Origin of the sequence: Denitrobaculum tricleocarpae (assembly GCF_007004665.1) — a bacterium.
GTDB lineage: Bacteria > Pseudomonadota > Alphaproteobacteria > Kiloniellales > Kiloniellaceae > Denitrobaculum > Denitrobaculum tricleocarpae.
Map to the genome: position 1 here is coordinate 13,448 of NZ_ML660067.1, position 12,946 is coordinate 26,393.

Consider the following 12,946-nt stretch of genomic DNA (forward strand, 5'->3'; position numbering starts at 1 on the left):
GGCCTTAACTCAGTCTTCGTGGAAACAAAGGGCGGTCTCTCATAATCCGAAGATCAGGAAAGACCGCCCCCGGATACAAATCAGGCAATATCGCGACGCGCGAAGGACATCGAGCGGAGCTGCTTCTTGTAGGGGCTCTCACCCATACGCCGCACCTGGCCGATACCCATCTTGTAGTTATAGTTGCCGCTGATCCAGTCGACGACCCGACCGGCCAGAGCATTTGCCGGCTGGCTGGTGTGCAGGAAGTCCATGTAGCCGACCCCCTTCTTCACCGCCGGCGTCACCATGGCAACCGCCGTAATCGCCGCTTCGGTCAACTCGATATGACCATTCTCCAGCAAGGAGGCGAAGTCGAAGTCATCCCCCTCGATGCCGATGATCGTATCTTTCTGAACCGGGATCCGGTCGGAGTAGAGCATGACGTAGTCCCCTGATTCGACACCGTACATCTCGGCATCTTCGGGATGCAGCTCGATCCAGTTTTCCGGCCAGCGCTGGACGATGTACGGGCGGCGGCGGTCATCGTAACCGGACTGCCAACGCTCGTTGATCCGGCCTGACGTCATCCAGATCTCACCTTCACGCGGTTTCAGCCACTCCCAGTAACTGGAGAAGAGACTCCAGGGCGCTTTCTGAAGATTGCACTTGCCGGTCTGGGTGTTGAAATGCGTCAGCTTCTTGTTGAAGACCGTGGGACCGGCAGGGCCATTCTCCGGCAGGACGCGATTGACGTCATGCAGGCGTTTGGTTTCCTCCAGCGAACCGTCGGCCAGCATCAGGACCGGGCCCTGAATGCCGTTGGTGCCGAACTCACCGAGCTTTTCGTGAAGGGTCTTACCTTCCCGATGCGCGGCAACCTTGACCGGATGGAAGTCCTTGCGCGATCCGCGTGACCGGCGGGAACCTTCCTCGAGGACCTCGTTGGAGTCCTTCCAGTCGAAGCCCTCGAAGCCCATCTTCTTGGAGAGCTGAGCGATGATCCACCAGTCCGGCTTGGCTTCGCCCGGCGCATCGTAGAACTTCGGATAGAGCCGGATCCGCCGCTCGCCGTTGGCACGGGTGAAGGTTTCCTCGCCCCAGCCCGACGCCGGGAACACGATATCCGCGTAGCGGGCCCCGATGGGATCCACCAGATAGATATCCTGGTCCCACACCACCATGCCGCCGGAGTCCGCGCGCTTCTTCAAGGTCTCGATAATCTCGGCCTTGTCGTAGGATTGGACCTGATGCGGGTTCCGGGTGGTCAGTTCATCGAACTTGGACTGCAGAGACTGCGAGCCAAGCATGGCCTGAACCCAGGTGGTGCCGATAACGTGGGCCAGACGCGTGTGGCCCGACATGAGGTAGCGGTCGGTGTCCATGGCGCGCCGGCGGCGTCCCGGCAGTTTTTCGGGGCTCTTGTTGCGCGGATAGGAACCGCCACGCAAACCGCCACGCTGGTGCCCGCCCGCACGGCCGATCACCTGTCCGGGACGGCCGCCACAGCCGCAGATGATGCCGAGCGACGAGATGGCATTGGTGTTGCCGGTGTTGTTGGACCAGTAGAAGCCCTTCTCGATCATGATCGAGGTCTTGGGCCGCGTTCCGTCCGCTTTCGGCTTCGCCATCCATTCGGCGGCTGTATAGATCTTCTCGACATCGATCTGGGCAATCTCGGCGGCTTTTTCAGGCACGGCATAGTCCTGTTCGAGCAGCCATTTCTTCCAGTCCTCGAAACCGTCGGTCTGGAACTTGCCCCAGGTCGTGCGCCATTGCCAGGGCGTGTTACGGGTGCCCTGTCCGAAACCCGACGAACTTTCCCACTTGGAGTTGACCCAGTTCTGGATCCACTCCGCGTCTTCCCAGCCCTTCTCGACGATCACACGGGCAATCGCCAGAACCACGGGCAGATCGGTGCCCGGCTGGATATCGATCAGCATGCCGCCGTTCTTCTCGGCATAGGCGACACCGGCGGTCCGGCGCGGCAGAAGGAAGATGGTCTTCTGTCCGTTCTGGATACCCGGCATGATCCAGTCCGTGAAGAGGATCGTCTTGGACTCGTAAGGGTCCGTACCGCACATCAGCAGCGTATCGGCGTCACGCCAGTCCTCGTAACTGGGTCCGAAGTTATCGAAACCGGCATCGCGGAAACCCGGCGTGGAGGTCACGTCGGAGGGCGTGTCGTGGAAGGTGAAGTTGGCGGTGGAGATATTCCGCAGCGCATACTTGGTGATGGCGTAGGTATTCTCCATGTAACCGTAGGAGAAGGTCTTCACGCCGTAGGCATTGGTGCCGTGCTTTTCGAGCACGTGCTTGCCGACCTCGGCAGCGATATCCAGGGCAAAGTCCCAGGTCACCGGCATGAGAACGCCGAACATGCGCACCATGGGGGACTTCAAACGGTCACGCGTCGGGGTCTGCGGATTGTAGACCTTCTGCGCGATGGCACCGCCGCGGATCGAAGAGTTGCCCCGCGGGTTAACGTGCTTCGTATCCTTGTCGGGAATGATCACCACATGGTGGGGCTCGCCGTTGTGCAGCACGATATTGTGCTGAGTCGGCGCGACCCAGGCACCGAGCGGTTCGACGGGAAAATCCTCGCCGAAGGCGTTCTGATCGGCGGCGGGACCGCCGACCTTTCCGCCACGGACCGGCCAGCGGTAAACCTTGTAGCCGCAGGCCACGACGCAGTAGTCGCACGCCGTGGAAATAACGTCCGCGTCGGGCGGCGGCAGGGGAATCGATTCCTCGGGGACATAATATGGGGTGGACATGGGTTCGCCTCCTTAGCCCTGAAGATTATCGAAACGGCCGTAGATCAGGCCAAACATGCCGACGGCGTAGATGTCGTCGCCCTCGAGCTCCAAAAGCACCTGAGGCAAGGATTGATAAGCCTGGCCGGAAATAAAGATGCCGTGACGCGTGAGGTCGAAGGTGGTCAGGTGCAGGGGACAGGGTCCCAGCGCCTTATCCGCCGCCTGGTAAGTGCCCTGCAGAGGGCCGCCCTGATGGGTGCAGGTGTAGTTGAACGCAACCACATCCTTGTCGGGTCCAAGCCCGCCACCGGCTTCCTTGCCGAGTTTGACCAGGATCGATTCCGCGTAAAGCCCCTCATCGGGATACTCGAAATCGAAAGGTTCATCGACCTCCAGGCTCGAAAGCTTGGTGATGAACTTCCTGGGATAGGTCGCAACCACTGCCGGCGTTTGCGATTGTACCAGACCTGGAATACCGACCATCACAACGGTGGTCGCAATACCGCCTGAAAGCAGGAAACTGCGCCGGTTCATCAGACAGGACCGGGTGCCGGCTTTCTCGGCTTCGCCGTTCTCGCCGTTGATCGCGGCGGCTACACGGGGATCGATCGTCATCTCGTCCCTCTCCTCTTAGTTTTGAGCCGCTGTGGGCAGCGGTTCCATTACCGGAAGCTCCGGCTCATCCATCAGAATCTCATCGCCCGAGAGTGACTCGAGAAACGCGACCAGATCGTCGATTTGGCTATCGCTGAGACCAAGCGGTTTGATCAGCGGGCTCTTGGTTTTGGCAAACTCGTTCGTACCGCCGCCCTCGTTATAGAAGACCACGACATCGCGCAAAGTCTCGATCATGCCGTTGTGCATGAAGGGGAAAGTGTACTTTGTGTAGCGCAGGCTCGGGGTACGGAACTTGCCCTTGTGCTGCGCATCCTTGCTGCGGAAGTACAGGCCCGGGTCGTCTTTGGTGTTGCGGTACAGCTCTTCGTTCGAACCCTTGGAATAGAGTTGGAAACGGAAAGTGATCTGCGCAAGTTCGTCTTCTTCCCAGCCGGAATAAGGCGGCACCCCGAGATTGTGGTACTGCTGATCGGATAGCAGCGGCCCATTATGGCAGGCGACGCAGTTACCCTGGCCGGTGAAGACCTCGAGGCCGCGTTTCTGCTGATCGGTGAGCGCTGCGTCGTCGCCACGCATATAGTTGTCGAAGGGCGTGTCCGTCTGCACGAGCGTGCGTTGGAACGCGGCGATCGCCATGTAAGCGTGCCGGACGTTGGGCCAGTCATCACCGAACACATCGGCGAAGCGCTCGCGATACTCCGGGACGAACGCGAGGCGCGCCTCCATCATATCGTCTTCGCCGTTGCCTGCGACACCGCCGCGGGCAGCCGAACGTGCCTGTGCCTCAAGAGACTTCGAGGCCCCGGCCAGGAAGAGGTTGTTGTAGTAGGCCGAGTTAATGATGGTCTGGCTGTTGCGCCAGTGCGTCGTTCCGGGATAACCGAAGCTGATCGGCGCCTGAACGGCCCAGCCTGCCTCGGGCAGATGGCACGCGGAACAAGGCATACCGTAGTTGCCCGAGAGGATCGGATCGAAGAACAGCATTTTGCCGAGCTCGATCTTTGCGTCCGTCATGGGATTGTCGGCCGGAATCGGCGGCGGGCCAAGGGCCGCCAAGCCTTCTGGTCGATGGCCGTCCGCCAATGCCGGCACCGTTAGGCACGAAGCAAGCATGGCGGCAGTGAGTGTCCTGGATAAGGTCATTGTCGCCTCCATTAATTCTTCGTCTCGCGCCAGTTTTCGATCAGCTCATAACCGTAGTCATCAGCCCGCCAGACGTATTCGTCCGTATCGAAAGTCTCGCCGCTCAGAGACTGCAGAAAGGCGACCAGATCGGCCTTCTCATCCGCACTCAGATCGAGTGGTTTCAGACGCGCATCCTTGAGCGGGTCATCGCCGCCGCCGGCGTTGTAGAAATCAACAACGTCCTCCAGGGTGGCCATGGTGCCGTTATGCATGTAAGGCGCGGTCCAGGTCAGTTCGCGCAGAGTCGGCGTCAGGAAGCTGCGTTCGGTGCCGGCAATACGCGTCCGGACCCAGGCGCCCATATCCTGGCGAAGATTCATGTAGTTCTCGACACCCATAAACTTGGCATAGGTGACGAAGGCCGAATGCCGTTCCGGATCGCTCCAGATGTCGGGATTGTTCGGAACACCGGTGTTATGCGTCGCATCGTCGGTGTAGCGCGTGCCGGAATGGCAGGCGACACAGCCACCCTTGCCGTTGAAGACGTCCTGGCCCCGCTTCGCCGAATCAGAGAGCGTACCCTCGTCGATCGGTGCCTTGCGCGACACAATGGTCTTCATAAAGGCTTGCAGCGCGTTCCGCGCTCCACCGTTCGAAGGCTCGCTCATACCGGCCTTCTTGAACATCTCCACGTAAACAGGATCCTGCTTCATGCGTTCCTGCATGATCCGCATATCCATATTCATCATGTAGGTTTCCGTGATCATCTCACGGCTGACGTCGTTCAGGTTGGTGCCCAACCGGCCGTCGTGAAACCAGGCCGCGCGGTATCCCACATTGGCCAGGGTCGGCGAATTGCGGAAGTGAGCAGCGCCCGTGTAGGCGGCTGAGAGCGCTTCGCCGTCCGTAAAGGCCTTGTCCGGCTGATGGCAGCTGGAACAAGACAGCGTTGTATCCCCCGATAGTCTCGTATCATAGAACATCCGCTTACCGAGCTCGGCCAATTCGGGCTTGACCTCCATCGGCTTAAGCTTACCTGAATCTTGCGCAAGCGCGGAGCATCCGGCCAGCACAGTACAGGCGAGAGTTAGCATCAGTCTCATTGACAATCTCCCCGAAACACAGCCGCAAAAGATGATCGCGGCTCGAAGCGGGAACTAGATAGAACGCCCTCCCGGCTGTAATTGATTGAAATCAATCGGGGTCACAAAACATGTTAAATATTACAGTTCTCGTTATAGTTGATCTGCTAAACTGCAGAGATGCTTAATAAATCAAACGTCAAAACAAAGATTTGTTACACATCTTGATCTAAAGGTTGTAGTAACGCCAATAAAACCACCAAAGTTTTTTTCGCTGATGCAGCGCGATTTGATACAGATCAACGTCGTGTGTCCCGGGAGTCGTTACCTAGCAGCGGAACAAACCTTGGGGGTATGCAATGGACAAGGTTCCACGCGTTCTATCTATAGATACACCGTGTCTTCCCGACTATTCGCCCTGGAATCGACTGTCGGCAGCGAGCCTGTGTGACCTTCTGGACACTGCGACTCCGGCAAATCTATCGCGCGGCGATGAAGTGCGCTCGGATGTCGGCATCGTGATCTCGGGCGCCTTCGCCGTTCAGCGAGAACTGTCCGACGGACGCAGAGTTCTCTGCAGCCTGTTCCACGAAGGCGACCTGGTTGATGTGCGCCGCAGTGAACGGATTCGCCAGGGCAAGCTGATTGCGTTGAAGGACTCGGAATTTCTGATGCTGGATCAAGATCAGATCGATGCCTGCATCGCGCAACACAGCGATATCGCCGGTGCTTTCATCACGCAACAGGGCGCACATTTCGCGCGGATGCGCGATCACGTCACAGACCTGTCCTGCAAGACGCCGTTCGAACGGCTCGCATCCCTGTTGTTCGAATTCAAGCGCTGGCCCGGGCGGCAAAAGAGATCACGGGACGGGGATACCGTGCATATTCCGATCATGCGGATCGACATCGCCGACTACATCGGGGTCAAAGCCGAGACCGTCAGCCGGGCGATCCGCAAGCTCGAGCAGGAAAAACGCATCGCAATCCCGACGGCCGACCAGGTTTTCATGATCGATGTCCCGGCCATGCGTCAGATCGCAAACGGCGGCCGTCCCCGGCAATCGACGCGCCGGGCTTAAGGAATCCGGGCCTAAAGAAGAAGAGGGCCTGAGGAAGCATCGGCCCCAAGACAGGATAGATCGCGACGCTTCAGCCCGCGTCCCTGCGTGCGGGCCGCTCGAGTGATTCCAAGCAGTGATTCGAAGCAACGTCGCCGGACCGCCTGGGACCAGCGTTACAGATCCAGATCCTGGTCGGTCAGGGTCGCGCGGCGCTGGCGCTCGTCCAGCACCAGGATCATCCGGGCCAGCATCGCGGTATCCAGATTGGACCAACCCGCCGTGATATGCCCGTCTTTCCAGAGAATACTGGTGGCCACAGCCTGAATCTCATCGGCGTGTTCCAATCCGCTTTGGAAGATCTCCGCGGGCTCAACGCCGTGCAGCGTGATGATATCGGCCATGATGTTTTCTTACCTTTCGGATTTTGTGTCCTCACTCGAGGTTCCACCGAACCTATCCAAATCTTGGCATGAGGCACTTGAGTTAGGTCAAACCTTCTTCACAGCGATGTCGATCGCGTGCGCCAGCGGCGACAGGGCGAGATCTGACCGGGCCAGATCTGATCTGTGTCAAGGTCTGCGCCCACTCCCTTCGCTATTTTGAAGCCTCATGGCAAACCTCATTGCGTGAGCGGAGATTCTGCGTGGTTTCTCAGGCAAACACTCTACCAGAGACCGAGCCGCAAACGCCCTCGATCCGGACCCGTGGCCTGACCAAGATTTACCGAACGGGCGAAGTTGAGGTGCGTGCGCTGAACGGCGTCGATCTGACGCTTTACCAATCTGAACTGGTTGTCCTGTTGGGGGCATCAGGCAGCGGCAAATCGACGCTTCTGAATATCCTGGGCGGCCTGGACCGGCCGACGCACGGCAAGGTCTTTTTTGGCGACGCGGAACTGACGGCCTTCAACGAGTCGGCACTGACCCGTTTCAGGCGCGATAACGTCGGCTTCGTGTTCCAGTTCTACAATCTCATCCCCAGCCTGACCGCCCGCGAGAACGTGGCCCTGGTGACCGAAATCGCGCCGGCCCCCATGGCACCGGCCGAAGCGTTGGAAATGGTCGGGCTCGGCGAACGCCTGGATCATTTTCCCGCCCAGCTTTCGGGCGGCGAACAGCAGCGGGTCGCCATCGCCCGGGCCATCGCCAAACAGCCGCGGATCCTGCTGTGCGACGAGCCCACCGGCGCGCTGGACAGCGCCAGCGGCGTGATCGTCCTGGAAGCGATCCAGAGGGTCAACCAGGAGCTCGGCACCACGACAGCCCTGATCACCCATAACGCCGTGATCGCCGATATGGCGGACCGGGTGATTATTTTCGCCGACGGCAAAATTCACGAGACCCGCGTCAATAAGGACAAACGCCGGGTCAGTGAAATGACCTGGTAACGGTCATGAACCCCCTCGACAAAAAGCTCTTCCGCGACCTCTGGCGCCTGCGCGGCCAGGTCATCGCCATCGCGCTGATCGTGGCTTCCGGCGTCGGCGTTCTGATCATGTCCCTGAGCTCGCTCGAGGCCCTGGAGGAAACCGCCAATGCCTACTATGAGCGCTACCGCTTCGCGCAGGTCTTCGCGGAGGTCAAACGCGCACCCCGGTCGCTGGAAAAGAAAATCGCGGAACTGCCCGGGGTTCAAGCGGTCGACACGCGGATCGCTCAGTTTGCGGTCGTCGACATCGCGGGCTTCGGCGAGCCGGTTATCGCCCAATTGGTCTCTATCCCGGAACGCGGACAGCCGAACCTGAACCAACTGGTCCTGCGCAGCGGCCGCTGGGTCACGCCTGGCCGGGTCGATGAAGTCATCCTCGGCGAACCCTTTGCAGAGGCCCATGGTTTCAAACCAGGCGATAAGTTTCAGGCCGTGCTCAAGGGCAATAAACGAACCCTGACCATCGTCGGTACGGCCCTCTCGCCGGAGTTCGTCTACTCCATCGGTCCGGGCGCACTGATGCCCGACGATCTGCGCTTCGGCATCTTCTGGATGGGCCGGGATGCCCTGGCGGCGGCCTATGACCTGGAAGATTCCTTCAACGGCGTCGCGGTCTCCCTGCTGCGCGGTGTCGAACCCAAGGGCGTGATCGAGCGGCTCGACAACCTGCTCGAGGATTACGGCGGCGTCGGCGCCTACGCCCGCAAGGACCAGATCTCCAACTGGTTCCTCATGAACGAGCTGGAACAGCTGCGGAGCATGTCGACGATCATGCCGACGATCTTCCTGGCCGTGGCGGGTTTTCTGACAAACATGGTGCTTGCGCGCCTCATCGCCATCGAGCGAACCGAGATCGGCCTGCTCAAGGCCTTCGGCTACAGCAATCTGGCGGTCGGCTGGCATTACGCCAAGATGGTGATGGCTATGACCGGGCTGGGTATCGTCATCGGCTGGGGCGTCGGCTATGGCCTGGGGCAGTGGAGCACGCACATCTACGCGGATCAGTTCCGCTTTCCCTTCCTTCTGTTCCGCCCCGGTCCCACTTCCTTCTCCATCGCGGCCATCGTCAGCATGGCCGCGGCCCTGATCGGCGCGGCAGGCGCCGTGCGGAGTTCGGTCGCGCTTTCTCCTGCCGAGTCCATGCGGCCCCCGGCACCGCCTGTCTTTCATAAGGGCGGTCTGATGGACTCGGCCCTGGCGGTTCTGCTGGACCAGCCCAGCCGCATGATCCTGCGGCAGATCATCCGCTGGCCCCTGCGGGCCTTCCTGACCGCATCGGGGATCGCCCTCTCGGTGGCGGTTCTGATCTCCTCGCTGCAGTGGCTCGATTCCATCGACCACATGGCCGACACCCACTTTTTCCAGGCGCAGCATCAGGACATCATGGTCGGTCTGGTCGAGGCGGAGCAGGAGAGCGTCGTGCGCGAGTTCGCCAATCTGCCGGGCGTGCTCTCTGTTGAATCCCAGCGGATCGTCACGGCGAACTTCCGCTCGGGAACGCGGCTGCACAGAGGCTCCCTCAACGGTATTGAGCCGGACGCCAGACTGCAACCGATCTACGACAATGCCGGCCGGGTCGTGGCGGTTCCGCCGGGCGGGCTGGTGCTTTCGACCAAGCTGGCGGAGAAACTGGCCGTCGGCCCGGGCGATACAGTGCTGGTCGAAGTCTTGGAAGGACGCCGCCCCACACTTGAGCTGCCTGTGGTCAGCCTCTTCGGGACCTTCATCGGTATGCCGGCTTACATCGATAAGTCGGCCATGAACCGTCTGCTTCTGGAGCCCCGGCGTGTCGAATTTCTCGATCTGCTGGTCGATGAGCGGGAGCAGGCGGAGCTTTTCGCCGAGTTGAAGGAACTGCCGAGTATCGCCGCCGTGATGCTGCGCCGCGCGGCGGTCGACGAGTTCTACGAGACCCTGGCCAAGACCCTGTTGGTCTATATTTCCTTTTTTGTCGCCTTCTCCTGCACCCTGGCCTTCGGGGTCGTCTACAACACCGCGCGGATCGCCCTTTCGGAACGCGGACGCGAGCTCGCAACGCTCAGAGTGCTCGGATTCTCCCGTTGGGAAATCTCCTACATACTGCTCGGTGAAGTCGGCCTGACGGTTCTCTTCGGCCTGCCGCTCGGTTGCCTTGCAGGCCTGGGTCTGGCCTGGCTCATGACCACAGCCTTCGAATCCGAGCTCTACCGCATTCCGATGATCATCGAACCCTCGACCTACGGCGTAGGAGTCCTGATCGCGCTGCTGGCCGCTGTGGTGTCGGGATTTATCGTGCGGGAGCGGCTCGACAAACTCGATCTGATCTCTGTTCTCAAGACCCGCGAATGAAAGAGGGGAGTACGCCAACATGCAGGTGAAAGGACGCCGTTTGGTACTTTGGGGCTGTCTCGGCGCGGTTCTCGCGGCAGGTTTGGCCTACGCCTTCTGGCCCCGGCCGATCCCGGTTGATTTCGTCACGGCGGCCCAGGGGCCGCTGGTGGTCACGGTCGCCGAAGAAGGTGAGACCCGCGTGCGCGACGTCTTCGTGCTGTCCGCGCCGGTCACCGGACATATGCGGCGGATCGATCTGGACGTCGGTGACCTCCTGCGTGCCGAGATCACCGAGGTCGCGAGGATCGAGCCGATCGACCCGACCTTCCTGGATGTGCGCAGCGCGGCCCAGGCCCAGGCCGCCATCGAAACCGCCGAGGCGGCCCGCAGTCTGGCATTGGCCGAGGTCGATGTGGCAGAGGCGGAACTGGACTTCGCGGACGCCGAGGTCAAGCGCGCGCGCAGGCTGATCACCACCGACACCATCTCTCAGCGGGCGCTGGACGACGCCGAACGGGTCTTCCGGACCAAGAAAGCGAGCCTGGATACAGCCCGCGCCGGCCTGCGCATGCGCGAGTCGGAATTGACGCAGGCCCGCGCGCAGCTGGTATCTCCGGCCACCGCGCAGCGCCAGTACGATGCCTGCGACTGTGTCGTGCTCACGACACCGGTCAGCGGACAGGTACTGAAGATTCATCAGGAAAGCGCGGGCGTGGTCCAGTCCGGCCAGGCCTTGATCGACATCGGCAATCCCCGCCAGTTGGAGATCGTCGTCGATCTGCTGTCGGAAGATGCCGTAAAGGTCGAGGCCAACCAGCGGGTCGTGATCGAGGATTGGGGTGGCCCGGAGGATCTCAGCGGCCGGGTCCGTCGGATCGAGCCGACCGGTTTCACCAAGGTCTCCGCACTGGGGATCGAGGAACAGCGGGTCAACGTCATCATCGATTTCACCGATCCGCCCGAAAAGTGGCTGCGCCTCGGCCACGGCTACCGGGTCGAGCTGCAGGTGGTGCTTTGGGAGGACCCGTCCGTGCTGAAAATACCCCTCACGGCGCTGTTTCGAAACGGCGGCGACTGGACGGTCTTTGTCGAGCGCGAGGGCCGGGCCCGCCTGCAATCGGTCGAACTCGGACAGCGCACGGACCTGGAAGCGCAGATCCTGGAGGGCCTCAGCGAGGGCGACCGGGTCGTGCTCTATCCCAGCGACCGGGTGATCGAGGGCGTCAGGCTGAGCGAACGTCTTCTCTGAGCGCCCTGCAAGGCCTCCGGCAAGCGCAAAGGACAATGCCCCTCGACGAAGCCTCGTCACCGCATTAGGCTCGCAAGAGAACAGAGTGTGCCAACCTGACAGGCAAAACGGGCGAATAACAGGCAAAAACAATCGGCCTGATCCCGGACTGCCCAGATTATGGGCGGTTTTCCGACCTGGAAAGCGGTAAAGGGTTTCCAGGCGAGAGCTTGACAGATGGCATAGGGTTTGCAGTGCGTGATCCTGACTCAATCGCACGAGAAAACGGGGAGATAACTGATAATGTTTGACGTCAAAGCCCTGCGCGCCGTCGCGCTGGTTGCCGCTTTTGCCGGCTTCTCGACCCAGGCCTCGGCCGAAGTCGACATCAAATTCACGCTGGACTGGAAATTCCAGGGACCTACGGCAGCCTTCTTGGTGGCCGCCGATAAAGGCTTCTACGCCGAAGAAGGCCTTGATGTCTCGATCGACAGCGGCAACGGCTCCGCCGGCGCGGTCACCCGCGTGGCAGGCGGCGCCTATCAGATGGGCTTCGCGGATATCAACGCGCTGGTCGATTTCAACGCCAAAAACCCCGGCCAGTCGGTCAAGGCCGTGATGATGGCTTATGACGCGCCGCCCTTCTCGCTCTTTACCCTGAAGAAAAACAACATCGCCAAGGCCGAGGACCTGGTCGGCCGGAAGCTGGGCGCGCCGGTCTTCGACGCCTCCTACAAGCTCTTTCCCGCCTTTGCCCATGAAACAGGCATCGACGAAAAAGCCGTTGAGCGGGTCAACATGGACCCGGCTCTGCGCGAAGCCATGCTGGTGCGGGGCGACGTGGATTTCATCTCCGGTCACTTCTTCTCCTCGATGCTGGATCTGAAGTCCAAGGGCGTCTCGGAGGAAGACATCAAGTATTTCCTCTATGCCGATTTCGGGATGGATTTCTACGGCAATGCCGTGATTGCGTCCGGCAAGTTCATCAGCGAACAGCCCGAGGCGGTCGCCGGCTTCATCCGCGCCACCGTCCGCGGCTGGCAGGACGTGATTGCCGACCCCGAAGGCGCCATCGAAATCGTCGCCAAGAGCGATCCGCTGATCGAGAAGAAACTGGAACTGGAGCGGCTGCAACTGGCCCTGGATGTCAATGTCCTGACCCCGAAAGTGCTCGAGAGCGGCATCGGCGATGTGGACGAGGCCCGCCTGCGCAATTCCATCGCGCAGCTCGCCATAGCCTACGGCCTGGAGTCCACGCCGGAACCCGCCGCTGTCTGGACCTCGGAGTTTCTGCCGCCGGCGAAGGACCGGATGCTGAGCCGCTGATCCTTTCCCCATTCCTTTCGTTTTCTG

Annotated in this window: 10 protein-coding genes; 5 read left to right on the top strand and 5 right to left on the bottom strand. The window is 60.7% G+C overall.

Going from position 1 to position 12,946, the window contains the following annotated elements; all coding sequences use genetic code 11:
* Positions 1–80 precede the first annotated feature (80 nt).
* From FKG95_RS27545 to FKG95_RS27560, 4 genes are read right to left on the bottom strand one after another with little or no spacing between them, the layout of a single operon-like run.
* Positions 81–2,756 (bottom strand): arsenate reductase (azurin) large subunit, encoded by a 2,676-nt coding sequence (locus tag FKG95_RS27545; protein ID WP_142899685.1) that lies wholly within the window; start codon positions 2,754–2,756, stop codon positions 81–83.
* 12 nt (positions 2,757–2,768) lie between these two features.
* Positions 2,769–3,353: an arsenate reductase (azurin) small subunit gene (locus tag FKG95_RS27550; protein WP_142899686.1), complete on the bottom strand. Its 585-nt coding sequence runs from the start codon at positions 3,351–3,353 to the stop codon at positions 2,769–2,771.
* Positions 3,354–3,368: 15 nt separating this feature from the next.
* Positions 3,369–4,499, bottom strand: a complete 1,131-nt coding sequence (locus tag FKG95_RS27555) for a cytochrome-c peroxidase (protein ID WP_142899687.1) — start codon at positions 4,497–4,499, stop codon at positions 3,369–3,371.
* Between the two features lie 11 nt (positions 4,500–4,510).
* Complete coding sequence (locus tag FKG95_RS27560; protein ID WP_142899688.1) at positions 4,511–5,584, bottom strand: cytochrome-c peroxidase; 1,074 nt, start codon at positions 5,582–5,584, stop codon at positions 4,511–4,513.
* A gap of 338 nt (positions 5,585–5,922) precedes the next feature.
* Between FKG95_RS27560 and FKG95_RS27565 the strand changes: the two genes are divergently transcribed.
* A complete protein-coding gene (locus FKG95_RS27565; protein WP_142899689.1) occupies positions 5,923–6,645 on the top strand; it encodes a Crp/Fnr family transcriptional regulator in 723 nt (240 codons plus the stop codon).
* 155 nt (positions 6,646–6,800) lie between these two features.
* Here the strand turns inward: FKG95_RS27565 and FKG95_RS27570 are convergent, their stop codons facing one another.
* A complete protein-coding gene (locus FKG95_RS27570; RefSeq protein WP_142899690.1) occupies positions 6,801–7,028 on the bottom strand; it encodes a hypothetical protein in 228 nt (75 codons plus the stop codon).
* Between the two features lie 242 nt (positions 7,029–7,270).
* Between FKG95_RS27570 and FKG95_RS27575 the strand changes: the two genes are divergently transcribed.
* The 4 genes from FKG95_RS27575 to FKG95_RS27590 all read left to right on the top strand — a co-directional run bounded on the left by FKG95_RS27575 (position 7,271) and on the right by FKG95_RS27590 (position 12,919).
* A complete protein-coding gene (locus FKG95_RS27575; RefSeq protein ID WP_142899691.1) occupies positions 7,271–8,014 on the top strand; it encodes an ABC transporter ATP-binding protein in 744 nt (247 codons plus the stop codon).
* Between the two features lie 5 nt (positions 8,015–8,019).
* Positions 8,020–10,383 (top strand): ABC transporter permease, encoded by a 2,364-nt coding sequence (locus tag FKG95_RS27580; protein ID WP_142899692.1) that lies wholly within the window; start codon positions 8,020–8,022, stop codon positions 10,381–10,383.
* A gap of 19 nt (positions 10,384–10,402) precedes the next feature.
* Positions 10,403–11,614, top strand: coding sequence for an efflux RND transporter periplasmic adaptor subunit (locus tag FKG95_RS27585; protein WP_142899693.1), 1,212 nt, complete (start codon positions 10,403–10,405; stop codon positions 11,612–11,614).
* Between the two features lie 282 nt (positions 11,615–11,896).
* On the top strand, positions 11,897–12,919 hold the full coding sequence (locus FKG95_RS27590; RefSeq protein WP_142899694.1) for an ABC transporter substrate-binding protein: 1,023 nt from the start codon (positions 11,897–11,899) through the stop codon (positions 12,917–12,919).
* Positions 12,920–12,946: the final 27 nt, after the last annotated feature.

Excerpts from the sequence above, each read along its gene's own strand:
- FKG95_RS27545 (WP_142899685.1), bottom strand. The coding sequence starts at position 2,756 with ATGTCCACCCCATATTATGTCCCCGAGGAATCGATTCCCCTGCCGCCG.
- FKG95_RS27550 (WP_142899686.1), bottom strand. The coding sequence starts at position 3,353 with ATGACGATCGATCCCCGTGTAGCCGCCGCGATCAACGGCGAGAACGGC.
- FKG95_RS27555 (WP_142899687.1), bottom strand. The coding sequence starts at position 4,499 with ATGACCTTATCCAGGACACTCACTGCCGCCATGCTTGCTTCGTGCCTA.
- FKG95_RS27560 (WP_142899688.1), bottom strand. The coding sequence starts at position 5,584 with ATGAGACTGATGCTAACTCTCGCCTGTACTGTGCTGGCCGGATGCTCC.
- FKG95_RS27565 (WP_142899689.1), top strand. The coding sequence starts at position 5,923 with ATGGACAAGGTTCCACGCGTTCTATCTATAGATACACCGTGTCTTCCC.
- FKG95_RS27570 (WP_142899690.1), bottom strand. The coding sequence starts at position 7,028 with ATGGCCGATATCATCACGCTGCACGGCGTTGAGCCCGCGGAGATCTTC.
- FKG95_RS27580 (WP_142899692.1), top strand. The coding sequence starts at position 8,020 with ATGAACCCCCTCGACAAAAAGCTCTTCCGCGACCTCTGGCGCCTGCGC.
- FKG95_RS27585 (WP_142899693.1), top strand. The coding sequence starts at position 10,403 with ATGCAGGTGAAAGGACGCCGTTTGGTACTTTGGGGCTGTCTCGGCGCG.
- FKG95_RS27590 (WP_142899694.1), top strand. The coding sequence starts at position 11,897 with ATGTTTGACGTCAAAGCCCTGCGCGCCGTCGCGCTGGTTGCCGCTTTT.